General features: G+C 35.7%; 27 protein-coding genes. 18 read left to right on the top strand and 9 right to left on the bottom strand.

The window, feature by feature from the left end; translation table 11 throughout:
* The 7 genes from IEV57_RS14665 to IEV57_RS14695 all read left to right on the top strand — a co-directional run bounded on the left by IEV57_RS14665 (position 1) and on the right by IEV57_RS14695 (position 4,638).
* On the top strand, positions 1-357 hold the full coding sequence (locus IEV57_RS14665) for a Na+/H+ antiporter subunit C (RefSeq protein WP_188443798.1): 357 nt from the start codon (positions 1-3) through the stop codon (positions 355-357).
* Positions 350-1,873: a proton-conducting transporter transmembrane domain-containing protein gene (locus tag IEV57_RS14670; RefSeq protein WP_188443799.1), complete on the top strand. Its 1,524-nt coding sequence runs from the start codon at positions 350-352 to the stop codon at positions 1,871-1,873. Before IEV57_RS14665 ends, IEV57_RS14670 begins: the two co-directional genes overlap by 8 nt.
* Complete coding sequence (locus tag IEV57_RS14675) at positions 1,870-2,349, top strand: Na+/H+ antiporter subunit E (RefSeq protein WP_188443800.1); 480 nt, start codon at positions 1,870-1,872, stop codon at positions 2,347-2,349. The genes IEV57_RS14670 and IEV57_RS14675 overlap by 4 nt, the downstream gene beginning before the upstream one ends.
* The gene (locus tag IEV57_RS14680; RefSeq protein WP_188443801.1) at positions 2,346-2,621 is read left to right on the top strand and encodes a cation:proton antiporter; all 276 of its coding nucleotides are present in this window, start codon (positions 2,346-2,348) and stop codon (positions 2,619-2,621) included. Before IEV57_RS14675 ends, IEV57_RS14680 begins: the two co-directional genes overlap by 4 nt.
* Positions 2,614-3,003 (top strand): monovalent cation/H(+) antiporter subunit G, encoded by a 390-nt coding sequence (gene mnhG, locus IEV57_RS14685; protein ID WP_188443802.1) that lies wholly within the window; start codon positions 2,614-2,616, stop codon positions 3,001-3,003. The genes IEV57_RS14680 and mnhG overlap by 8 nt, the downstream gene beginning before the upstream one ends.
* Entirely contained in the window at positions 3,004-4,152 is a 1,149-nt protein-coding gene (locus tag IEV57_RS14690) for a lactonase family protein (RefSeq protein ID WP_229744526.1), read from the top strand.
* 294 nt (positions 4,153-4,446) lie between these two features.
* The gene (locus IEV57_RS14695; protein WP_014773567.1) at positions 4,447-4,638 is read left to right on the top strand and encodes a cold-shock protein; all 192 of its coding nucleotides are present in this window, start codon (positions 4,447-4,449) and stop codon (positions 4,636-4,638) included.
* 59 nt (positions 4,639-4,697) lie between these two features.
* Here the strand turns inward: IEV57_RS14695 and IEV57_RS14700 are convergent, their stop codons facing one another.
* Positions 4,698-5,546 (bottom strand): mechanosensitive ion channel family protein, encoded by an 849-nt coding sequence (locus tag IEV57_RS14700; RefSeq protein ID WP_188443804.1) that lies wholly within the window; start codon positions 5,544-5,546, stop codon positions 4,698-4,700.
* Between the two features lie 152 nt (positions 5,547-5,698).
* A complete protein-coding gene (locus IEV57_RS14705) occupies positions 5,699-6,790 on the bottom strand; it encodes an o-succinylbenzoate synthase (RefSeq protein WP_188443805.1) in 1,092 nt (363 codons plus the stop codon).
* 110 nt (positions 6,791-6,900) lie between these two features.
* Between IEV57_RS14705 and IEV57_RS14710 the strand changes: the two genes are divergently transcribed.
* Positions 6,901-8,127: an S-adenosylmethionine:tRNA ribosyltransferase-isomerase gene (locus IEV57_RS14710; RefSeq protein ID WP_188443806.1), complete on the top strand. Its 1,227-nt coding sequence runs from the start codon at positions 6,901-6,903 to the stop codon at positions 8,125-8,127.
* A gap of 3 nt (positions 8,128-8,130) precedes the next feature.
* On the opposite strand, the gene IEV57_RS14715 is transcribed toward IEV57_RS14710, so the two are convergent.
* Positions 8,131-8,547, bottom strand: coding sequence for a LytR/AlgR family response regulator transcription factor (locus IEV57_RS14715; RefSeq protein WP_188443807.1), 417 nt, complete (start codon positions 8,545-8,547; stop codon positions 8,131-8,133).
* A gap of 202 nt (positions 8,548-8,749) precedes the next feature.
* Complete coding sequence (locus IEV57_RS14720) at positions 8,750-10,075, bottom strand: PAS domain-containing protein (protein WP_188443808.1); 1,326 nt, start codon at positions 10,073-10,075, stop codon at positions 8,750-8,752.
* Positions 10,076-10,361: 286 nt separating this feature from the next.
* Between IEV57_RS14720 and IEV57_RS14725 the strand changes: the two genes are divergently transcribed.
* A complete protein-coding gene (locus IEV57_RS14725) occupies positions 10,362-10,700 on the top strand; it encodes a 7(1) septoil knot domain-containing protein (protein WP_188443809.1) in 339 nt (112 codons plus the stop codon).
* 24 nt (positions 10,701-10,724) lie between these two features.
* On the opposite strand, the gene IEV57_RS14730 is transcribed toward IEV57_RS14725, so the two are convergent.
* Positions 10,725-11,060 (bottom strand): zinc ribbon domain-containing protein YjdM, encoded by a 336-nt coding sequence (locus IEV57_RS14730; protein WP_188443810.1) that lies wholly within the window; start codon positions 11,058-11,060, stop codon positions 10,725-10,727.
* Positions 11,061-11,175: 115 nt separating this feature from the next.
* On the opposite strand from IEV57_RS14730, the gene IEV57_RS14735 reads away from it, so the two are divergent.
* Positions 11,176-11,721, top strand: coding sequence for a DinB family protein (locus IEV57_RS14735; protein ID WP_188443811.1), 546 nt, complete (start codon positions 11,176-11,178; stop codon positions 11,719-11,721).
* A gap of 63 nt (positions 11,722-11,784) precedes the next feature.
* On the opposite strand, the gene IEV57_RS14740 is transcribed toward IEV57_RS14735, so the two are convergent.
* The 4 genes from IEV57_RS14740 to IEV57_RS14755 form a co-directional block, all read right to left on the bottom strand.
* Positions 11,785-12,483, bottom strand: coding sequence for a tetratricopeptide repeat protein (locus IEV57_RS14740; RefSeq protein ID WP_188443812.1), 699 nt, complete (start codon positions 12,481-12,483; stop codon positions 11,785-11,787).
* Between the two features lie 8 nt (positions 12,484-12,491).
* Positions 12,492-13,907, bottom strand: a complete 1,416-nt coding sequence (locus IEV57_RS14745) for a CCA tRNA nucleotidyltransferase (protein ID WP_188443813.1) — start codon at positions 13,905-13,907, stop codon at positions 12,492-12,494.
* Entirely contained in the window at positions 13,904-14,377 is a 474-nt protein-coding gene (locus IEV57_RS14750) for a hypothetical protein (RefSeq protein ID WP_188443814.1), read from the bottom strand. The genes IEV57_RS14745 and IEV57_RS14750 overlap by 4 nt, the downstream gene beginning before the upstream one ends.
* Positions 14,378-14,472: 95 nt before the next feature.
* A complete protein-coding gene (locus IEV57_RS14755) occupies positions 14,473-15,153 on the bottom strand; it encodes an aspartate/glutamate racemase family protein (RefSeq protein ID WP_188443815.1) in 681 nt (226 codons plus the stop codon).
* 291 nt (positions 15,154-15,444) lie between these two features.
* Here IEV57_RS14755 and pyrG point away from each other — a divergent pair, with 291 nt between their 5' ends.
* The 8 genes from pyrG (at position 15,445) to lepB (ending at position 24,010) form a co-directional block, all read left to right on the top strand.
* Positions 15,445-17,064, top strand: a complete 1,620-nt coding sequence (pyrG, locus tag IEV57_RS14760; protein WP_188443816.1) for a CTP synthase — start codon at positions 15,445-15,447, stop codon at positions 17,062-17,064.
* 115 nt (positions 17,065-17,179) lie between these two features.
* On the top strand, positions 17,180-18,976 hold the full coding sequence (gene yidC, locus IEV57_RS14765) for a membrane protein insertase YidC (protein WP_188443817.1): 1,797 nt from the start codon (positions 17,180-17,182) through the stop codon (positions 18,974-18,976).
* 215 nt (positions 18,977-19,191) lie between these two features.
* Positions 19,192-19,875 carry a metal-dependent hydrolase gene (locus IEV57_RS14770; RefSeq protein ID WP_188443818.1) on the top strand — a complete coding sequence of 228 codons (684 nt, stop codon included), beginning with the start codon at positions 19,192-19,194 and terminating at the stop codon, positions 19,873-19,875.
* A gap of 9 nt (positions 19,876-19,884) precedes the next feature.
* Positions 19,885-20,664 (top strand): ParA family protein, encoded by a 780-nt coding sequence (locus IEV57_RS14775; protein WP_188443819.1) that lies wholly within the window; start codon positions 19,885-19,887, stop codon positions 20,662-20,664.
* A 9-nt stretch (positions 20,665-20,673) separates the two neighbouring features.
* On the top strand, positions 20,674-21,591 hold the full coding sequence (locus tag IEV57_RS14780; RefSeq protein WP_188443820.1) for a ParB/RepB/Spo0J family partition protein: 918 nt from the start codon (positions 20,674-20,676) through the stop codon (positions 21,589-21,591).
* Between the two features lie 29 nt (positions 21,592-21,620).
* Positions 21,621-22,193 carry a DUF5683 domain-containing protein gene (locus IEV57_RS14785; RefSeq protein WP_308419885.1) on the top strand — a complete coding sequence of 191 codons (573 nt, stop codon included), beginning with the start codon at positions 21,621-21,623 and terminating at the stop codon, positions 22,191-22,193.
* A gap of 3 nt (positions 22,194-22,196) precedes the next feature.
* Positions 22,197-22,919: a 4-hydroxy-tetrahydrodipicolinate reductase gene (dapB, locus tag IEV57_RS14790; RefSeq protein ID WP_188443821.1), complete on the top strand. Its 723-nt coding sequence runs from the start codon at positions 22,197-22,199 to the stop codon at positions 22,917-22,919.
* 14 nt (positions 22,920-22,933) lie between these two features.
* On the top strand, positions 22,934-24,010 hold the full coding sequence (lepB, locus tag IEV57_RS14795; protein WP_188443822.1) for a signal peptidase I: 1,077 nt from the start codon (positions 22,934-22,936) through the stop codon (positions 24,008-24,010).
* The last annotated feature ends 18 nt before the right edge of the window (positions 24,011-24,028 follow it).

A 24,028-nucleotide genomic window follows, 5' to 3' on the forward strand; every position in this document is an offset into this window, starting at 1 on the left:
ATGGAATTGTTATTAGTTATATTAATTGGTTTGCTATATGCCGCAGGAATCTACATGATGCTGAGGAGAAGTATGGTAAAATTAATTTTAGGCTTGATCCTACTTGGCAATGGTGCAAACATGCTGATCTTTCTTTTGGGAAGAATTGTCAAGGGTAAACCACCTATTATCGATTCAGCAGAAAAAATGTTTACTGAAATATATGCTGATCCTGTCCCCCAAGCATTGATCCTAACAGCTATTGTAATCAGCTTTGGCTTACAATCATTTGCTATTATCCTTGTCAAAAGGGCCTATAAAATCACAGATACTGATGATTTGGACGAATTGAATACTACAGACGAGATTTATGAATAACCCCTATATAGTTTTACCTGTCCTTTTCCAATTATTCACAGCAGTGCTTCTGTTGTTTTTCTGGTTTCGAGTCAATACACAACGATTGATCACCATCATTTGTAGTCTTACATCTGTTGGAATCGCCATTTGGTTGTTTTCAGAAGTCTATAACAATGGCATTCTAACTATGCAAGCAGGAGAATGGAAAGCCCCTTTTGGGATTACCTTCGTGGCAGATATTTTTAGTTCTACGATGGTCTTGTTAACTTCCATCTCTGGAATGGCAGTAGCTATTTTCGCGACAGGAAGTATTCGAAATGCAAGATTGAAATTCGGTTTTTTCCCGATCCTAAACTTCCTTTTGATGGGGCTACACGGTGCTTTTTTGACAGGAGATATATTCAACCTTTATGTTTGGTTTGAGATTATTATCATCGCTTCATTTGTATTGATCACGATTGGTGGAGAAAAAGCTCAGATAGAAGGTGCGATGAAGTATGTGACGATGAATTTGCTTGCTTCTGCTATTTTCTTGACTGCAATCGCAATTTTATACGGAATGGCAGGAAGTCTTAATATGGCAGACCTCTCAGGTCAAGTCGCTCAAATAGAAAACAGAGGACTTGTCAATGTTGTGGCTATTCTTTTTCTTGTAGGATTCGGAATCAAATCAGCAATTTTCCCATTATATTTTTGGTTACCAGCATCTTACCACACACCTCCTCCAGCTATTTCAGCAATATTTGGCGGATTATTAACCAAAGTTGGTGTATATGCACTCTTGCGAATCTTCACCTTGATCTTTATTCCTGACGAATTCTTGAGTAATTTATTGATTGTCATGGCAGCTTTAACAATCCTATCAGGTGGATTAGGTGCTATTTTACAAGTCAATATGCGGAAGATTTTCTCTTACCTCATTGTTTGTCACATAGGATTTATGATTGCTGGATTAGGGATCTATACAGAATTAGCCATTCTCGGTGCCATCTTCTACTTGATTCACGACATTGTCGTCAAGACTAATTTATTCCTCATCTCCGGTTTGATTTTTAAACTAAAAGGAACATTGAATATCGAAAAGCTTGGAGGGATTTATAAAAAATACCCAAAATATGCACTTCTGATAGCTATCTCGTTGTTTTCATTAGTAGGAATACCACCGCTTTCAGGATTTTGGGCTAAGATATTCTTGATTCAAGGAGGATATCAAGAAGGTCAATATACTTTGATCGGCTTTATTTTATTGGGAAGTTTTCTTACCCTTTGGGTTATCGCAAAACTTTGGTCGGAAGTGTTTTGGAAAGAATCGGTTGATTTACCAAAGAAAATCAATGTAAAATACTTCAGTGAATTAGTTCCATTTAAACAGTGGGTAATGATTATTCCAATTGTTTTTTTGACAATTATCACCTTGTATATTGGTCTTGCTGCGGAACATATTATCATCTTAAGTAAGCAAATTTCTTATGAATTGATGAATCCATCGGTTTATATAGAAGCAGTATTAGGAACTCAAATTGAAACGCCATGATCAAAACCAGATTTTTAAGTAACCTTTTACTTTCCCTCATTTGGATAGCTATTACTGGAACTTTCAGTTTTGAAAATTTTCTGTTTGGTTTTGTACTTAGCTTCTTCCTTTTATGGCTCACTGCTACGAATAGAAGGGAAAACAAATATTTCAACAGAGTTCCAAAATTATTCGCTTTTGTATTTTTCTTTCTTTACGAATTGATCAAAGCAAATATTGAAGTGGCTTATGATGTAGTCACTCCGAGGCATTTTATGAAACCTGGAATTGTAAAAATTCCTTTGGATGCTAAAACCGATTTGGAAATCACATTGCTAGCAAATTTAATTTCCCTCACACCTGGCACCTTAAGTCTTGATGTTTCCGATGACAAAAAAGTCCTCTATGTACATGGAATGTATGTAAATGACAAAGCTGAATTTATAGCAAACATCAAAAATGGATTTGAAAAAAGACTACTAGACATATTGAGATGAGCACATACGACTATCTATACTATATCATATTACCCGTTTTGAGCATTTCAGTTTTGATTATATTCATTCGATTCCTAATGGGTCCAAGACTTTCTGATAGAGTGGTATCATTGGATTTACTCTTGACTACGGGTATTGGTATAATCGCAGTTTACAGTATTCATACGAATCAACCCACCTTCTTGGACATCGCGATGATTTTAGCGTTGATAGCCTTCTTGGGGACAGTTGCTTTTGCTTATTATTTAGAAAAAAGAGAAAGAAATGACTGATATAATCGTAATTACACTGAGTACACTTGGTACACTCTTTATCCTTTTGGCTGCAATAGGTGTTGTGAAAATGCCTGATTTATATCTTAGAATTTCCGTAACAACCAAAGCGGCTACTTTAGGCATTGGATTAATTTTAATCGCAGCAGCATTTTATTTTAACGATCCATCCATCACCGCTAGAGTTTTAGCTATCATCGTTTTTATGTTACTTACTGCTCCTGTAGGCGCACACATGATTGGTAGAGCTTCTTACTTTACGGGTGTAAAAATGTGGCATAAGTCTAAAATTGATGAACTTGAAGGTCAATATGACCCAAAAACGCATAAACTTAAAAGTGAGGATCAAACACCTACAGAAGATGAAAATCCAAAATCATAAATGATGAAAAAATATCTCCTAAGATATCTCGTTCTCCTTTTTGGAACTTTGGTATTTACTGCCTGTGATGAAGAACCTTCAGAAGAAATCTATGAACCAAAAAATCAATTTTTAGTAGGAGCCTATACCAATTCAGTAGAAGAGGGCATTGGCCTTTTAGAATACGATCCGATCACAAACACTAGCAATATAGAAGTGATCAGTGAAGGTGTTTCTAATCCTTCTTTCATATTAATGAACAAAGAGCAAAATCTATTATACACCGTTGAGGAGATATCAGGAGTAAATGGAGGAAGAGTCAAGTCATTCGGGTATAACAAAGTCGATAAAGAATTAACTTTGATCAGCATGGTCGATACGTATGGAGACCACCCCTGCTATTTGGCACTTGACCCGAGCGAGCAGTTTTTAGTAGTAGGAAATTATTCCGGAGGTAATTTCTCTACATATAAAATTAATTCTGGTGACCTGACCCATGTACAAACTATAGCACACGAGGGACAAAGTATCATTCAATCAAGACAAGAAAAAGCACACGTACATAGTGCTGTATTTCAACCAAATGAAGCACGCCTTATCGTTGGGGACCTCGGAACAGACAAGATTTATATCTATGATTTCAACCCTGATTATGCTGTACCATTCCAGCCAGCCTCTACACCATATTTCGAGGTTGAACCTGGTTCTGGGCCGAGACATTTGATTTTCAATGACAAAGGTGACAGGTTATTTTTGATTCATGAACTGACTGCTGAAATTGGAGTCTATTCTTATGAAAATGGAGAAATAAACTTATTGAATACGGTTTCTTTGACCCCTTCACAATATCAAGGGACAGTTGGTGCAGCCGAAGTTAGATTCTCTCCCGATGGAAAATACATTTATGCCTCAAATCGTGGGGATGCAAATGAAATATCTGTCTTCGAGAAAGATTTAAATGATAAATTAATCCTTGTTCAAAGAGTTCCAACACAAGGAATCACCCCAAGAAATTTTAATTTTAGTAAGGATGGCTCTTTCTTGGTTGTTGGAAATCAAGAATCTAATGAAATCGTAATTTTTGATGTAAATCAGAAAACGGGTATGATTGGCGATTTGAAACAAAAAGTAAATTTTTCAAATCCTGCTTATATTTTACCATTGAATTAACTCTGAGACCTTAATCCGTATTTGTTTATTTTCATTGAGAGATAAAATTTTATAGCCCTCAATCAATTGTCCATAGCTGATTGTAATATATTTCATACAACATTATAAATGGCTACTGGTAAGAAATCGGATGTACATAAAATTTTCTAAGTAAATCAACCGTAAAACACAATTCAAATAAAATAAATTGATGTTGATCATTAAAATAACCGAAAAATATTTTCTTGAATTGTTTGTATTGTAAAAAGTAATCGTACCTTTGAGCTATTAAATAATCAATACAATTACAATATCATGAACACAGGAAAAGTAAAATTTTTTAATGAGTCCAAAGGATTCGGTTTTATCGTAGACGATGAATCTTCTAAAGAGTATTTTGTACACATCTCAGGATTAGTTGACGAAATTAGAGAAGACGACGAAGTAACTTTCGACCTTAAAGAAGGTAGAAAAGGACTTAACGCTGTGAATGTAAAGTTAGCTTAACATACAACATTGACAAGTATAAAAGCGGCTCAAACGAAAGTTTGATCCGCTTTTTTATTTTAGTCCTTTTTGAAAATGTTTATATCTTGAACATCATTTGGAAAACCAATACTATCCTCTTTCATTTTTTCAATCACAGCCAGCATCACTTCATTTTTCAAAAGCGCATTTCTTCTTTGTGCTCCTAGCAAGCTATACCAATAAGTAATACTCAACTGAACTGTTCCTCCTTCAAAGTTTTTGATTGTGACCGTAGGCTTTTGTGTTTTCAATAGATGCGGCACAGCAGCTACTACTTCATATATAATTTCAATCACTTGTCTGATATCGTTCGAATTGCTTATACTAATGTCAAAACTTTCCCTTAGTTGATCATCAATCGTATAATTGATAAAATGCTTTTTAATGATGTCAGAATTAGGAATATAGACATCCTTACCATCAACAGTTTTGATTGTAGTTTCTCTAATAGATATCCTTATCACACGACCAATTCTACCTTCAATTTCAATTAAGTCTCCCATTTCAAAAGGACGATCAAAAATCATCACTATCCCAGCAAGGAAATTCTCGCCGATATCTTTTAAGGCAAAACCAATGATAAAGGTAGTGATCCCCGCAGCGCCAATTATTGTTTGGGTCAGAGCACTCAATCCTAGCGTTCTAAAAATGATAAATACTAAAATTATAAAGAAGATAAATATCAAAATGTCTGCTAAAAAACGTGCTCCAACTGGATCTTTTGATCTGCTTACCAGTCTATTAACCACAACACTTTTCAGACTTCGAATAATGACAATTCCTACCACAAGCACAAAAAGTGACACCAATAAATTTGGCATCAAATCAATAATATCCAGGTAAAGTGCTTCAAAGCTAGTTCTAAACGATTCTATTACTTTTTCCATAAAATTTAATTTAAAAATGAAAAGTTTTCTTCTTAGTGAAATTAAGGCATTTTTTTTAATATTCTTTTTAATACCTCTTTGAAAGAAATATACAAACTCAACAAATATAGGATAGAACCCTTAGCTTGGTATTCAATTATCGCTTAATTTCTTTAGATAGAGCTCCAAGGAATATTTTGTTCATAGACCAATGTTCCTGATTCTATCACAAGTGGAGACTCAATATTGTTATGATAAAGTTGACCAGTTCCCAGTCCTTGGGGCAAAGAAGTTTCGAAAGTTGCTGTAAATTGAGAAATAGCATTCAATCCGATATTACTTTCTAAAGCAGATGTCATCCACCATGTAATATTCAATCTTTCAGCAATATCTATCCACTCCTTTGTTTCCCTAAATCCACCTAAAAGAGTTGGTTTCAAAATGATATACTGAGGATTAATTTGTTGGAGAAGTGACTTTTTATTTTCTTGGCCAAAGACTCCAATCAATTCCTCATCTAGTGCTATTGCAATAGGAGTTACTTCACACAATCGAGACATTGCTGAAACTTGCCCTTGTCGAATCGGCTGCTCGATGCTATGTAGGTCAAATTCAGCTAATCTTTTTAATTTCTCAAAAGCTTCATCGGGGGTAAATGCACCATTCGCATCTACTCGTAAAGTGATTTGATTTTTATCAAACTTACTTCTAATATAAGCCAGCAAATCACATTCCTGATCGAAGTCTATCGCTCCAATCTTCATTTTAATGCAATCATACCCATCTTGAAGTTTTTTGTCTATTTGTTCTAGCATAAAATCCTTCTCCCCCATCCAAATCAATCCATTGATAGAGATTGGTTCTCTTTTGGAAACGAAATCTGAGTCGAAAATCAGTCTTTTCCCTCCATTTGAATAATCCAAAAGTGCTGATTCAAAAGCAAAACGGATACTTGGGAGTGATCCAGAAATATTTTTATTTACAAAATCAAATATATGAGTTTGATCAAGCTCAATTTCGGTGCTAGATAAATCATTACAAATTTTCATTAACTGGTCTTCAAAATCTGGAAGATCATCTAAGCTCAAATTAGGAAGCGGACCAGCCTCACCTATTCCATAAAACCCTTGAGAATTACTTCTTGATCTGACAGTTACAAAATAGGTTTCTTTTTGCTTGAGAACACCTCTAGAAGTTCCTGCATCAAATTTAAAATCTAATACATGCTTTTTGCACTCGAAAAATAATTGCTCTGTTTTACTCATATTTTCTACATCATTTTTAATGCTTTCAACAAGTTTAATAATTAAGGGTTCGAACTATTGGGGAAATTTATGCTTTATATTTGCAAGCCAGATTAAAAATCGAAGACTTTATGAACCTTTCAACTGCTATAGCTGAATTACAATTATCAGATTACGAATATACTTTACCTGAAGAGAAAATCGCAAAGTTCCCTCTTGAAAAAAGAGATGCCTCAAATCTCCTTCATTTCAAAGACGGAGAAATCGAACATCTAAAGTTCAATCAACTTCCTGAGTTGATACCAGCGGGAAGCTTAATGGTCTTTAACAATACAAAAGTAATCCCAGCTAGATTGATTTTTCAGCGCAGCACGGGGGCCAAAATCGAAATATTTTTACTTAAGCCCGTTGCTCCTACTTCTGTGATCAATGAGGTCATGATCAAGACCGATACAGTTTCTTGGGAATGTATGATTGGGAACCTCAAGAAATGGAAAGCAGGAGAAATTCTTTCAGGTGAAGTTATTTATCTAAATCAACGTATTCAGCTCAATGCAGCTTTAATAGATCAAGAAAATAGAATTGTTAAATTCACTTGGAGTGAAGAGGTTCCTTTTGTATCGATAGTTGAGGCATCAGGAGAAGTACCGCTACCACCCTATTTGAATAGGAAACCAACTGAAGATGATAAACCTCGTTACCAAACGGTGTATTCGAAAAATGAAGGAGCAGTTGCAGCGCCTACAGCGGGCTTACATTTTACAGATGAAGTCCTTCAAAAGCTTATTGATAATGACGTAAAAGAAGAATTTTTAACCTTACACGTCGGAGCAGGTACTTTCCAGCCTATCAAAACTGAAAATATCACGGAGCACAATATGCACAGCGAGCAGGTTGTGGTCGGTATTGACACAATCAAATCTATATCTAAACACAAAAATAAATTAATAGCTGTAGGTACTACATCAATGCGCTCTTTAGAAAGTTTGTATTGGTTTGGAGTAAAATTGATTAGAGAAGAGGGTGAGGAGTTTTTGATCCCAAAGCTATATCCTTATCAACAATTTGAAGAACTCCCTTCCAGAATCGAGAGTTTTGAAAAAATATTAGACTTTATGAAAAGTAATAATCTAAAGGAAGTTACTGGCAGTACTGAAATTTTTATAATGCCTGGATATAATTTTAGAGTTTGTGATGGATTAGTGACTAATTTTCACCAGCCAGGCTCAACATTAATTTTACTAATCGCTGCTTTTACTAAAAAATATTGGACAAAAATCTATCAAGATGCATTAGATAATAATTATAGATTTTTGAGTTATGGAGATAGCAGCTTGTTGTGGTGTCAGAAGGGCTGATAATTAATCAGCACCTCCTGCTCCTAATTTGATTATACCTTTTGTAAGATTTTGATAGTATGTTCTACCTACAGGTACTACATCTTTGCCAACTGTTAATTCTCTAGGGTTGATTGACAGGATCTCTTCCAGCCTAACTATGTAACTTTTATGAATACGCATAAAATCATTTATTGGCAACACAGTTTCAAAATCCTTAAGAATATTTCTAAGAGAGTATACACTCGTTCTAGTCACTAAAGTAGTGTAATTCCCATCACCTTTCATCCAAAGGATATCTTCAAACTTTACTTTTACCAAACTTCCTTTACTTCGGACAAAAATTGCGTCTTTGATTAACAATTCACCTTCCAATTCATCTTCCATTTCTTGGGAGTGCCCATTTCCATTGGAACTATAGCTTTTTACTAATTCTTTCATTTGACCCATTGATTAATGATAAATGACTAGCAAACAGAAACTGAACAGAGTATTTTACTAGTGTTAAGTTAACATTCTGTAAGGTAATAAGTTTTGAAAAATCTGAATTAAGGTAAATTTGAATTAAGCTTATAAGTAAAAAAACCAGGTGAAAAATTTCACCTGGCTTTAAATTATCACGATAACATTATGAAAAACTGTCTTAATCGAACTCATTTATTTTTCTGGCGTTCTCTCGGATCACCATATCAAGTTCCTGAGCTAAAGGCTTTAAATAAGAAAAATACTTGGTATTTTCCGTATCTAACTGCTTTTTGTCAATCAAATCCAAAAGACCTAACATGGATGACAGGGGTGACCTTAGAAGGTGAGATTGGATGTAAGCAACTTCTCTAAGCACTTTGTTTTTTTCTTCGACTCTCTTAAATTCTAGCTTCTTCTCTTCAATATTTTTATTGGCATATACAAAACCAATAACTTTTCTATCTGAATTAAATAAAGGGAAAAACTTATGTTCAAACCAAACCTCTTCATTGGTTCTGTTGTGATTTACCACTTTTTCGTAAGTGATGGAATTTCCTGCAAAGACCGTTTCTAAATCTTTCAGAAACTGTTCTTCCAAGCCCGCTAATAAATAGGGTAAAAAATCATCCCCTTCTTTCAATTCTTTTCTGAAATATGTTTTTACTAGTTTTTTTGCATTCGTATTAAAGGAGACAATATTCAATTCTAAATCAACTAGAAAATAATTTTCATCTGCGTGTTCGATAATTGATTTAAGATTCATTTGAGCCTGCTGAACTGCCAATTCATTCGTTTTTTCCTTGGTAATGTCCTTCATCATCACATGCATCTCTGACTTGTGACAAACAATAAATACCTTAAACCATTTTTCAATATCAGGTCTTCTTTCTTCAAATACTATTATCTCATTTTCTTCTTTCGCTTTTTTGAATTGCAATGCAGATTGATGGAGTTTATTATTAGGATAGACTTGCCAAATTGTTTTTGATAAGAGTGAATTACTACATTTTCCAAAAAACTTTTGAGCTGCATCATTTACAAAACTAATTTCCCATTGGTCATTGAGTTTGAAATAAATGTTTTCTACAATACTCAAATCAAAACCTGATTTCTTATAAATTTCTTCAATTTCAGATTTGACAGTTATTGCTACCGCTACTTCATGGCCAATCCCTAAAACTCCCATGATATCCCCTTCATCTGATTTGAGAATGGAAAACTCCCAATTGACTTTCTTTTGATTGGAAAGGTTAAGGAATACCTGCTTGCTCTTGTTCGGTGACCCTAGTAAGTCTGACAATAAAAATTCAAAAAGGCCATGATCATTTTCCTCTAAAAAATTTGAAAAGTTATGAACATAAAACTCCTTTTTAAAAAGAGGAAATTCTGTTTCAAACTTTTTCCCGATAAAATTGACATGACCATCAATATCCAATCCGGCAACATAAAGCTGCGTAGAATTGAGTAAATAGTCAGGAATCATTTTATCAATTATTGGACTCATTTGTACTAATTCGGTCTTACCAAATGTTAAAATTAATCAAGTAACTCTCTCCTTTTATGAAGGAATTGATTGCAAGATAAATTAAATTGATGAAAAAATAAAAATTTGTAAATCATTAATTATCAAAATTTTATAACTTTTTTTCGTTGAAAAATAATCATTCATTTTGAATTTAGAAAAATACTTTTCCTATTAAGAAAAATGGTTTTTATATTAATTGTTGAAATTCTATCCGTAAAATTAAAATAAATCGTAAAATCAATATGTCAATCTTAAAACTTCAGAAATGAGAAAACTCCTTATTCTTACATTTCTTTGCCCCTTTTGGATTTATAATGGGTTTGGTCAGAAGCTCTATTCTGTCGATTATGAAAACCAAGCTGATATCAAAGTATTTGTTGTTCAATATGAAAATCAGGCGGACTTAAAAGTCTTCAAAGTCGACTACGAGAATCAAGCCAGTGGTAACGAAGGCAGGTGGTTTTTCACAAAGTACCCGAACCAAGCCAAAAAGAAAATTTTCTTTGTGAAATACGAAAATCAAGCTGATTTGAAAATCTTTTTCGTGAACTACCAAAACCAATCAGGGTGGCGAAATAGATCAAAAATGCATCTCTTGTTTTGAAATCAGTATGATCCTAAAACCAATTTAAGCTTTTTTCACAAACTCGCTTTTCAAAGCCATCGAACCAAAGCCTTCAATCTTACAATCAATGTTATGATCACCATCTACTAATCGGATATTTTTCACCTTAGTTCCTGCTTTAATCGACTTTGGTGCACCTTTTACTGGCAAGTCTTTTACAACGACTACTGAATCGCCATCTTGCAAAACCGCACCATTTGCATCTTTTACCACAAAACCAACCTCTACTCCTACTTCCTCAACTTTCCACTCAAAACCACATTCAGGACATGTAAGCCCATTATCTGTTTCATATCCGTATGGGGAATTACATGATGGGCAATTTGGTTTTTTTTCCATGTGGCGAAGATAATTATTCTAAATCTAAATCCTGTCACCTCATTAGAAGGAATTCATGCTTAGTTTTTATTCTTGAAATGGTAACTTTACTGTATTAAGAAAAAACTGAACAAACATGAATGTTTCCCAAACATATATTTCAGAGTTAGAACAAATTTCAAAAGATGTGAAAAGTAGTTTTTCAGGTCTTTCAAAAGAAGTACTTTATCAAAAACCCGATTCTAAAAATTGGAGTATTGCGGAAAATCTAGCACATATCATTGTTTTAAATAGCAGCTACTTTCCCATATTCCAAAGGCTTAAAAATGGAAACCTGAACAATGCTTTTGTCTCTAAAATCTCATTTTTCCCTAAGGTCATCGGCGATATGATTTTCAAATCCGTCTCTGATGGCGGAAAAAGAAAAGTTAAGACTTTCCCGCTTTGGGAACCTAAAACTTCTTTAGATCAAAAGGAGGATATTCTTGATAAATTTATCGAACATCAAAAAGAACTTTCAACATGGATAGATGATTTGCAACCATTTCTAGAACAAAGGACTATCATTCATTCACCAGCCAATAAACTGATCGTATATTCCCTTAATAAAGCATTTGAAATCATTATTGCACATGAAAAAAGACATTTTGATCAAGCTAAAAATGTCTTAAATCAAATCTAAAAGTAAATAAAAAATCCTCAGCTCTTTTTAGAACTGAGGATTATCTTTATTCATTGGAAATGTTTATAATCCCTTAAGTCCTTCCTTGGCCAAATTAAAATTAGGCTCAAGTGCTAAAGCTTCTTCAAATGCTTTTCTAGCATCTTCTTTACTTCCTTGTTCTATATAAACCAAGCCCTTCAAATTTAAAGCTGCTGCTTTCATACTTACTTCCTGAGTTTCATCATTTTCACCTGGAAACCCTAGTTTTTGTTCAGCAGATTTGGTGTTTTTCACAATCATATTGATTGAATTCAATGCTTCCTCGTGCTTTTTCAAAGAATATTGTAGGTAGGCTGATTTGTAAAGCGAATAGATATCGTCTGTAAGTAAGTGAAGTCGCTCAAATTGAGTCAATGCCCTATCTAATGCGCCAATTTGCTCTAATGAATATGCTGCTACTTCTAAGGCTTCAATGCTTCTATCGTTAACTTGCAAAACATCGAGCGCTGCTAATGCCGCACTACTAAATTGATTGTTTTCAAAATAAAGTGTCGCCAATAGCTCTCCATATCTTGAGTTGGTTGGATTTCTTTCAATCAATCCAATCAAGGAAATTCTTGCTGCGGCAAGATCGTTGTATCTTAACGCCAATTGGTAAACACGCTGATCTCTTTCATTTTTTTGACGGATTGTTTCTACTTCAGGGCTAGCAACTTCTTGTGCAAATGATGCTGAAATCGATAATGTCAAGATGACTAGGAGTAATTTAATTTTGTTCATAATTTGATTTATTTGCTTTTCAGTCCTCTTTTTTCTGCTAAACGGTATAATAACTGTAATGCTTCTTCTTTATTGTTTTGAATTTGTCCCTCAAGGATTGCTTCTTTGATGTCTTCCTTGAGTTCTCCGATAACTTTAGATGGATCGAGGCCAAAAATAGACATAATTTCTTCTCCTGAAACAGGTGGTTGAAAATTTCTCACATGATCTTTTTCCTCTACCTCTAATATCCTCTGCTCGACCTTGTCGAAATTAGCGAGATATTTTTGAACTTTGTTGTTATTTTTAGATGTCACATCCGCTCGACAAAGTTTCATCAAATCATCCACAGCATCACCTGCATCGAAAAGCAATCTTCTCACAGCGGAATCTGTCACCTTATCACTTACCAATGCAATAGGCCTAAGATGTAACCTTACTAGCTTTTGGACATACTTCATTCGTTCATCCATAGGTAATTTCAATCTTCTGAAAATCAAAGGAGTCATCCTAGCACCTTTGTCTTCATGACCATGAAATGTCCATCCTACTTTTTGGTTGAATCTCTTGGTGGCAGGCTTAGCAATATCATGCATGATCGCTGCCCAACGTAGCCATAGGTCATCCGTGAAAACTGTGATGTTATCCAATACTTGAAGTGTATGATAGAAATTGTCCTTGTGGGATTTATCTCCAACTGAATCCACACCTTGTAACTCCACCATTTCTGGAAAAAATTGATGTAACAATTTACTAGCGAAAAGAAGCTTGAAACCGTAAGATGGTTTTTCTGCCAAGATTATTTTATTCAATTCATCGATAATTCTTTCGCCAGAAATGATGCTTAGCCTTTCTGCATTTTGAATCAATCCATCAAATGTATCTGCATCAATATCAAACTTCAATTGTGTTGCAAAACGAATAGCGCGCATCATCCTCAAAGGGTCATCAGAAAAAGTAATATTCGAATCTGTAGGAGTTTTGATGATTTTCTTTTTGATATCCTTCAATCCATCAAATGGATCGATCAATTCTCCAAATCGAGATTCATTGAGACAGATCGCCATTGCGTTGATGGTAAAATCCCTTCTTTCCTGATCTTCTTGCAGCGTTCCGTCTTCTACAAGCGGTTTTCTTGAGTCCGCTCTGTATGATTCTTTTCTTGCGCCTACAAATTCCAACTCGTAGTCATCAAGCTTGATCATCGCTGTTCCAAAGTTTTTGAAAACAGATAAGGGGACATGCTTCTCAAAACTCTCTGAAACTTGAGTTGCCAAGGCTATTCCTGATCCAACACAGACAAAATCCAAATCCTTGCAAGGTCTCCCCATGATCAAATCGCGGACATAGCCACCTACGACATAGGTTTCCAAACCCATCTCATCTGCGACTTTCCCAACTTGACGGAAAATGAGATTTGTATCTAATTGTACTTTGAAATTCATGCTTTAATAATTTTCACATCCCCATCAGGACTCAAAAACATCTCTTTGACATCGGGACCATAAAGTGGAAATCTTTCTTTTGTTTCAAAATCAGCAGGAACACCTTCTTTTTCTTGGTAAATCACTGGCTGACCAAAAGCAAATAGCACCTTATTCCAAAAATCATTTCTAATCATCGCGAATTTCACATTCCCATTGACTTTAGGCCCATTTTGAAGAACTCTATTCACCGGACTGTGATAGATCGTAGCTTTTGTAGCGTACTCAACTATATCAAGAGACACCTCAGAAAATTGTTCTGTGACTGATCTGATTTGAAATAAATCAAAAAATAAAAAAATTCCTGTTGGGGAATCATTCTCTTCATTCCATCTCGTAGGAATGATCAATTCTATAATTCTTCCATTTCCTTCTCTGATCGACACACGACCATTTGTCTTGATATGCTTGGCTACTGCTGAATTCTCCACTTTTCTAAAATTTTGTCAAAAATACAGTAGATAATCAAGAAAAGGGGCAGATTTCAAGAAAATGTGAATTTAGTATTCATTTAATTTCTAAAATTTTAGCCTAAAATAAAATCTGCTGCCAATTGTGCATGAAGTTGTGTAGTAGCTATCAGAGGGAATTTTGAATCTTCTTCCTTGATCAATAGTGGTAATTCTGTACATCCCATGATTATTCCATCAGCCCCACGATGATTTAAATTTTCCATTTGCTCTAAATAAAAAACTTTGGCTTCATCAGTGAATTTTCCAAGTGTAAGCTCCTTTGAAACATAATAATGTGATTTATCAAGATACTTCTCCTCAGGAATTATTGTATCTATGTCATAATGCTTCTTAAGATAATATGGAATAAAATCACCCGTCATAGTTGGCCGGTTGCCTAACAGCCCAAGCGTTTTCAACCCTCTTTTCTCCGCGGCTCTTCCAATAGCCTCAGCAATATGTAAAATAGGGATACCAATTTGAGGCTGAACAAATTCATAAACTAGATGTGGTGTATTGGCACAAATAATTATTGCTTCTGCTCCAGCGGTTTCTAGCTTCTTGGATATTTCAAGATATGCTTTTTTAATCTTCTCATGATTTTGTTCCCGCATCAATTGGATATTGATACTGTGTAAAATTAGAGGAGGATTTTGATCACCGCCTATTACCCCACCAACAAGCTCGTTGATCAATTTATAATATTCTATCGTGGAGTGCCAAGAAGTTCCACCTATCATACCTAGTGTTTTCATAAGGATGAAGATCGAATTTTAATCTTCGGGACTTTGTGATAAAGCACACCGATGAATAAAATATTGAACCAATATTCTACTGCCTATCGAGTTTCTTACCAAATCAAAAAAATGATGTTTCTTTCGAAACCCATATTCTTAAATGAAAATCTCTTTGAAAAGGAATTTGAACCACTTGATAGTATAAGTTTAAATTGATAGCTTTTTTCACTTGCGCACCTACCAAACGGATTATTTCCTTACATTTGTATCCCATAGGAATCACAATAAATATACATCCGCACTATTCTTATGGCATCATCCACCAAGTTTATCTTTATTACCGGAGGCGTAACCTCTTCCCTTGGAAAAGGCATCATTGCTGCTTCTTTGGCCAAATTATTACAGGCGAAGGGCTTTTCAGTTACCATCCAAAAATTCGACCCTTATCTTAACATTGATCCAGGAACGCTCAATCCTTACGAGCATGGCGAATGCTATGTCACAGAAGATGGCGCAGAAACTGATTTGGATTTAGGGCATTACGAAAGATTCCTCGATACCCCTACTTCCCAAGCCAACAACATCACAACAGGTAGAATTTACAATAACGTAATTACCAAAGAGAGAAAAGGAGAATACTTGGGCAAAACTGTTCAGGTAATCCCTCACATCACCGATGAAATCAAAAGAAACTTTTTCAAATTAGGTGAAGAAGGCAATTTCGATGTTGTCATCACCGAAATCGGCGGATGTGTTGGTGACATCGAGTCATTACCATTTATTGAAGCAGTGAGACAAGCCAAGTGGGATTTAGGACAAAATAATTTTTTAGTAATTCACCTTACGCTAATTCCATACCTCGCTGCTGCAAAAGAATTAAAAACAAAGCCAACGCAGCATTCTGTGAAACAATTATTGGAAGCAGGTATTCAACCGGATATCTTGGTTTGCAGGACAGAATATTCTTTACCTCAAGAAGTTAAAAAGAAACTGGCTCTATTTTGCAATGTTCAGCTGAACTGTGTGATTGAAGCTATGGATGCAGACACCATCTATGACGTGCCTCTTTTGATGAAGAAGGAAAAGTTGGATGAAAGAGTGATGAGCAAATTGAAGCTGACTTCGAAAAGCAATACCGACCTAGAGCAATGGAAAGATTTTCTAGGCAAATTAAAGAACCCAACACAAGAAGTAAATATTGGACTTGTAGGCAAATACGTCTCATTGCCAGATGCATACAAATCAATTATTGAAGCTTTTATTCATGCAGGTGCTGTTTCAGAATGCAAAGTGAATTTAACTTTAATATCCTCAGAAGAATTATCTGCTGATTCGATTCCAAAAAAACTCGAAAATCTTGATGGAGTAGTTGTGGCTCCAGGCTTCGGAGAGCGAGGATTGGAAGGGAAAATTGAAGCAGTTAGATTTGTAAGAGAAAACAATATTCCCTTTTTCGGGATTTGTTTAGGAATGCAGGTTGCCGTTATAGAATTTGCTCGGAATGTGCTGGGATTAAAAGATGCTAACAGTACAGAGATGGATCCAAACACTCCGAATCCTGTTATAGGTCTGATGGAAGATCAGAAAAATATTGAGATAATGGGAGGAACCATGCGCCTTGGGTCTTATGCGTGTGAATTGAAAAAAGGAACCAAAGCCTACCAAGCTTACGGAAAAAGTAAAATTCAGGAAAGACATAGACATAGATATGAATTTAACAATGCCTATCTCTCAAAAATGGAGGCCGCTGGAATTGTAGCATCTGGAATTAATCCTGAAACACAACTAGTTGAGATCATTGAAATCAAAGATCATCCGTGGTTCGTTGGCGCACAATTTCATCCAGAGTACAAAAGTACGGTCTTGACACCACACCCGCTTTTTGTAAGATTTATTAAAGCGACCATAGAAAACAAAAAGACAAAATAAATCCTTCTATATTTGTCAAAATTGCTTGGTAACCCAAAGGAATATTTCGGAATTGGTTTTCGATTTTATCCTTTGTGTTACCTTTGCTTTTAAATAGACAGTTTAATTTAAAATTATGGATAGAAACCAAGCGACAGGACTGATCCTTTTCGCCGCAGTGATACTGGTATACTCGATTTTCTTCGGTAGCACTCCCGAACTGCCGACTCAAGAGCCAACAGGCGAAGTTATCAGTTCCGTTCAGGAAAATTCTACACAGGCCATTGCCACAGAGGTGGAAGAAGTAGATAGCCTTCAAGATCTAAAAGCTCAAATCCAATATGGTGTTTTTGCTCCTTTGGTAAAAGGTACTGAGTCTGAAGTAACTCTAGAAAATGATAAAATGATCGTTACCCTTTCAACAAAAGGTGCCGAGATCAAAAAAGTAGTCCTAAAAGAATATAATTCCTGGGATCAAAGACCATTGGTATTGATGGATCATGAAAGCTCAAATCTTTCTTATCAGTTAAACACCACAAAAGGCCCTTTGAGTTTGAATGAGTTTTTCTTTGAAGCAAGTTCAAGCTCCACGGAAATTGACGGTGTAGCCATCTCAAAAGTAGCGTTTACTGCTCAAACTGGCTCAGGTAAAATCACAAGATCCTATTCTCTTCCAGACAATTCTTATGTGTTAGGAAATAATTTGGAAATCGCAGGATTAACTTCTCAGTTGGTAGATTCCAATGTAAATATCCTTTGGGATTCCAAACTCATCAAGCAAGAAGAGGATATTGAGGAGTCAAGGAGAAAAACCAATATCAACTTTTTCAAATCGACTGAAAAGTATGATTATCTAAGTTTGACATCAGACGAAGCTTCTGAACAAGTTTCTGAACCATTAAAATGGATTTCATTCAGTCAGCGTTTTTTTACTGCTGGTATCATTGCAGAAAATCAATTCAACTCTGCCAGTCTTGAGCAAGTAACTCCCGACGATACACTTTCAGTAAAAAACATGAAGGCAACGATTGCTCTACCACTTACTGAAGGAAAAGCCGATTTGAGCTATTATTTTGGTCCAAACAAATACAAAACACTTAAGAAAATCACTCCAGGTTTTGAGAATAACGTGGACATGGGTTACTTCTTTGTGAGTTGGGTGAATAAGTACATCATCGTCAATTTGTTTGTATTCCTTGAGAAATTCTTTAGCAATTATGGAATCATCATCATTATCATAGTTCTTATCATCAAAGCAGCTCTTTTCCCGCTGACTTATAAGTCTTATGTCGGAATGGCTAAAATGAGGGTGATCAAGCCTGAAATTGATGAGTTGAAAGAAAAGTACAAGGATGATTCAACCAAGCAGCAGCAGGAACAAATGAAGTTGTTTGGTCAATTGGGAGTGAGTCCAATCTCGGGTTGTCTTCCAATGCTCTTGCAAATGCCATTCTTGTTTGCGATGTTCTTCTTCTTCCCGAATTCCATCGAAATGAGACAAGAGTCATTCCTTTGGGCACATGACCTTTCTACTTACGATACATTTATAAAACTTCCGTTTACGATTCCTTTCTATGGATCTCACGTCAGTTTGTTTACTTTGTTAATGACAGTCTCTCAAATTGCTTATACGCACTTCAATAACCAACTTACAGCAGCGCAAGGACCAATGAAGAATCTCGGTTACATTATGCCAATTGGCTTTATGTTTATTCTGAACTCCTACCCTGCGGCATTGAGTTTCTACTACTTTGTATCAAACATGGTGACTTTCGGTCAGCAAGCCTTAATTAAGCTATTTGTTGATGACAAGAAAATCAGAGAAAAAGTAGAATTGAGTAAAGTAAAAAATGCAAATAAGAAGAAATCAAAGTTCCAGCAAAAACTGGAAGATGCGATGAAAGCTGCTGACGCTAACAAAAAGAAAAAATAAGGTATTTAACTCCGAAAGGAGAAGTATTTTAATATGACATTAAGGGAGTTGGTGATACCAGCTCCCTTTTTTTCCCTATCCCCCAATCTCATTCGTATAGACCATTAATTTTCAAAAGGTTAACGCTATCCACATAGCACTGTGGAAAACAAAACATTTTGAGTAAGAATATAAATGATATATTTGTATAACTCTGAAAATTAAAAGCCAACAAGATGATTGAACTTACTTATTATGGACATTCGTCCTTTTTAGTAGAAATCAATGGAAAAAAACTTCTTTTTGATCCATTTATCAGACCAAACGAAAAAGCATCAAATATTTCAGTTGCAGATATCAAAGCAGATTATGTTTTGATAACTCATGGACATGAAGATCATATTGCAGATGCGGAAGAAATCACTAAAAATTCTGATGCACTGTTAATCTCCAATTTTGAAATCGCATCATGGTTTGCCAAAAAAGGCGTTCAGAAATACCACCCAATGAATCAAGGAGGTTCAAAGGTATTTGATTTTGGAAAACTTAAATATGTCAATGCCGTGCATAGTAGCACTCTTCCCGACGGAAGTTCTGGCGGTCAGGCTGGAGGTTTTGTGGTTCAACACGAAGAAGGATGTTTCTACTTTGCAGGAGATACTGCGCTGACTTTCGATATGAAATTGTTAGATGCAGAATTCAAAATTGATTTTGCGATACTTCCAATAGGCGATAATTTCACGATGGGCATCGATGATGCGATCCGTGCCGCAGATTTTGTAGGAACAGATCGAATCATAGGCATGCACTATGATACTTTTCCGTATATTGAAATTGACCTTGAAGCAGCAAAAAAAGCAGCGATAGAAGGAAAAAAAGAATTGATTTTGCTTAATATTGGAGAATCTATTACCCTTTGAAATTAGATAATGGGAAAAGTAATTGCAATTGCAAACCAAAAAGGCGGAGTTGGGAAAACCACTACTGCCATGAACCTAGCTGCGAGTTTGGCAGTCCTAGAATATAAAACTCTGGTCATTGATGCAGATCCTCAGGCCAATACGACTTCCGGTCTTGGGGAAGATCCTAAAGAAATCGATACCAGCATTTATGAATGTATGGTAGATGGGATTGATATCGAAACCATCATTCACAAAACAGATATGGAATATTTGGACTTGGTTCCTTCCCATATTGACTTAGTGGGTGCTGAAGTAGAGATGATCAACTTGGACAACAGAGAAGAAAAAATGAAGTCGGTGATTGCTAAAGTCAAAGAAAAATATGACTTTATCATCATCGATTGCTCACCTTCTCTAGGATTGATCACCATCAATGCATTGACTGCCGCCAATTCCATTATCATTCCTGTCCAATGTGAATACTTCGCATTGGAAGGTCTGGGAAAGTTATTAAATACAATTAAAATCATTCAGACTCGTTTGAATCCTGACTTAGAAATTGAAGGAATCTTACTTACTATGTATGATGTTAGGTTGAGATTATCCAATCAGGTTGTAGATGAAGTGAGAATGCATTTCAAAGATTTAGTATTTAAGACAATCATCCCAAGAAATGTGCGATTGAGTGAGTCACCAAGTTTCGGCTTGCCTGTCATAGCTTTTGACGCAGACGGTAAGGGTGCTGTAGCCTACTTGAACTTAGCTCACGAGATTGCAGCAAAAAATGGAATGGAAAAAGTAAATTGATAAAGCAATATGGCTGATAAAAAACCTATACAAAAGAAGAATGCATTGGGAAGAGGACTGGGTGCTTTATTGCAAGACTCGCCCCAAAAGGTTCAAAAACAAGACTTAATTCCTGCAGCATCTTCTGCTGGAATATACGAAATTCCTTTATCAACTATCCAAGTCAATCCTTATCAGCCAAGGACACATTTTGATAAAGATGCGCTACAAGAGCTTTCTGAATCCATTATTGTTCAAGGAATCATCCAACCAATTACTGTCCGCAAACTCGCTGATGATGAATATCAGTTGATTTCTGGAGAGCGACGATTTCAAGCATCCAAACTCGCTGGTTTAGAGAAAATCCCAGCTTATGTCAGAACTGCCAATGATCAGCAAATGCTGGAGATGGCCTTGATAGAAAACATCCAAAGAGAAAATCTTAATGCACTTGAAATAGCTCACTCCTATCAAAGATTACTTGCAGAGTGTAATTTGAAGCAAGAAGAACTCGGTGATCGTGTTGGGAAAAACAGAACTACTGTCAATAACTATTTAAGATTGCTCAAACTGCCACCGGATATTCAAGCGGGAATCAGAGATCAAGTGATTTCAATGGGACATGCGAGAGCTTTGATCAATATTGAAGACATTGACAAGCAATTGGCAATTTTCAAAAAAACCGTAGCGGAAGAACTTAGCGTAAGAAAAGTAGAGGCGCTTGTCAAAGCACTCAATAACGAGGACGATGAGTCAGAGAGCAAAAAAACTCCTGCATTAGATCCTGTCAGGAAATATGAAATCGGAAAAATCCAACAAAGATTAGCCACTCACTTTGGATCAAAAGTTCAACTGAAGGCAAATGATAAGAACAAAGGTGAAATTAAAATCCCTTTTGGTTCAGCTTCTGATTTGAATAGAATTCTAGAAATATTGGAGATCATATAACAGTGAATCCACATCAAAATAATCTTCGATTGATAAAATCAAACTTAGCAATGGTTCTCAAAGGAGCCCTTGCTGTTTTTGTTTTATTGGCATTTTCAAATCAAGCTTCCTTTGCTCAGGTTCAGGGTGATACTGTTTCTATTGAGTTCAATGAAAAGCTACCCAAAGACCCTAGAGTCGCCACGATCTTATCCGCAGTTTTTCCTGGGGCAGGACAAGTGTATAATGAAAAAGTCTGGAAACTTCCAATTATCTATGGAGGAATTGCAACCAACCTTTATTTTATTGAATTCAATAACAGAAGGTATCAACTGTTCAGAGATGAGTTAAGAAAATTTGACCAAGGTGATCCAGCACTCAGCTTTCCAAATCTAAATAGAGATGCATTAGCAAGAAACGTTGACTTTTGGAGGAGAAATCGAGATTTGAACTTTGTAGTATTTGGCGTAATCTATTTATTAAATATTGTCGATGCACAAGTCGATGCACATTTATCAGGGTTTGATATCAGCGATGATATCGGTATGATCTTCGAACCATCATACGAAACATTAACTGCGGGAGGCCAACTTGTAGGAGTTTCTTTAAAATTAAAATTCTAAACCATGAATATATTAATACTAGGCTATGGGAAAATGGGGAAAATTATCAGTGAAATCGCTGAATCCCGAGGTCATAGCATCGCAGGAAAAATCAATATTGACAACAGACATGAATTGGATGATTTAGATCCAAAGGATATTGATGTTGCTATCGAGTTTTCTCAACCTGAAGCTGCTGTTGAAAACATCAAATGGGCTATCTCAAATGGTATCCCAATTGTATCAGGCACCACAGGCTGGCTAGATCAAAAGCCTGCGATCGAAAAGCTAACACTTGAAAATAACGGGACATTCTTCTATGCTTCTAACTACAGCATTGGAGTAAATATCTTTTTTAAAGTGAATGAATTTCTTGCTAAGTTGATGGGAGAACAGTCCGACTATCAGGCGAGCATGGAAGAAATTCATCATACTGAAAAGAAAGATGCCCCAAGCGGAACTGCAATTACTTTAGCAGAAGGTATTATCAAAAATATTTCAAAGCTCAATAAGTGGGAATTGTCCGAAAATATGAACGGAAACGAACACGCACTCCCTATCACTGCAAAGAGAATCGACCCTGCTCCAGGTACCCATATTGTACGCTATCGTTCAGAAATCGACGATATTGAAATCAGCCACACCGCACATAGTCGCAAGGGTTTTGCTCTTGGTTCAATTTTGGTATCTGAGTGGATTATTGATAAAAAAGGTGTGCTATCTATGGACGATTTCCTATCTTTCTAAAATTTTTGACCAACATGACTAAAGAAAAAAAGAAAAAATCAGCAACCAGAGAATGGGTAGACGCCTTGGTATTTGCTGTTATTGCAGCCAGTTTAATCCGATGGTTGTTACTTGAGCCATTTACTATTCCTACTGGTTCTATGGAAAAATCACTTCTAGTAGGCGATTTCCTTTTTGTAAGTAAAATGCACTATGGGACCAGAATACCCAAAACTCCCCTTCAAGTACCTTTGACACATCAAAAAATTTGGGGAACAGAGTTAAAGTCTTACTCTGACGCGATTGAACTTCCATACTACAGACTTCCTGGATTCACTTCTATCAAAAGAAATGATGTGGTTGTATTTAATTATCCCGCTGAATACGAATATCCTGTAGATCTCAAAACTAATTATATTAAAAGAGCAGTAGCTGTGCCTGGAGATGTATTAGAAATCAAAAAAGGACAGGTGTATATCAATGGGGAACTAGGTGATAATCCTGAAAAAATGCAATTTACCTATGATGTTTTGACAGATAAAAATCTATCTATTGAGTTTTTTGAAGACTATGGGATAGATAGAGACAGTTTTTATCCATTTAGCAACGGGGTTGGATATATGGTGTCTGCTACTGACGAAATGGCTGAGAACCTTAGCAAATCACCTGCAATCACAGATGTGACCAAAAGATTGGAAAGAGCTGATATGGGGGAATCAAAAATATTTCCCGATGGTGCTTACTTCGGTTGGAATAGAGATTATTGGGGTCCATTGGAAATTCCAGGAGAAGGAACAACCATTGAAATCAACGATGAGACTATGGCTAAATATGCTTTTACCATCGAAAAGTATGAAGGTCTTAAAAACATGGAAGTTAGAGACAATAGATTGTTTATAAATGGTCAGCAAGTTGAAAGCTACACCTTCAAGCAAAATTATTATTTCATGATGGGAGACAATAGACATGATTCCTTGGATTCAAGGTATTGGGGTTTTGTTCCCGAAGACCACGTTGTAGGTAAAGCTTGGTTCTTGTGGTTGTCTTTGGATAAGCATAAATCTATGTTCAGCAAAATCCGCTGGAACCGATTCTTCAATGGAATTGACTAAAATTCCCTAGGGGAGACA

Origin of the sequence: Belliella aquatica, assembly GCF_014637795.1 — a bacterium.
Lineage (GTDB): Bacteria > Bacteroidota > Bacteroidia > Cytophagales > Cyclobacteriaceae > Belliella > Belliella aquatica.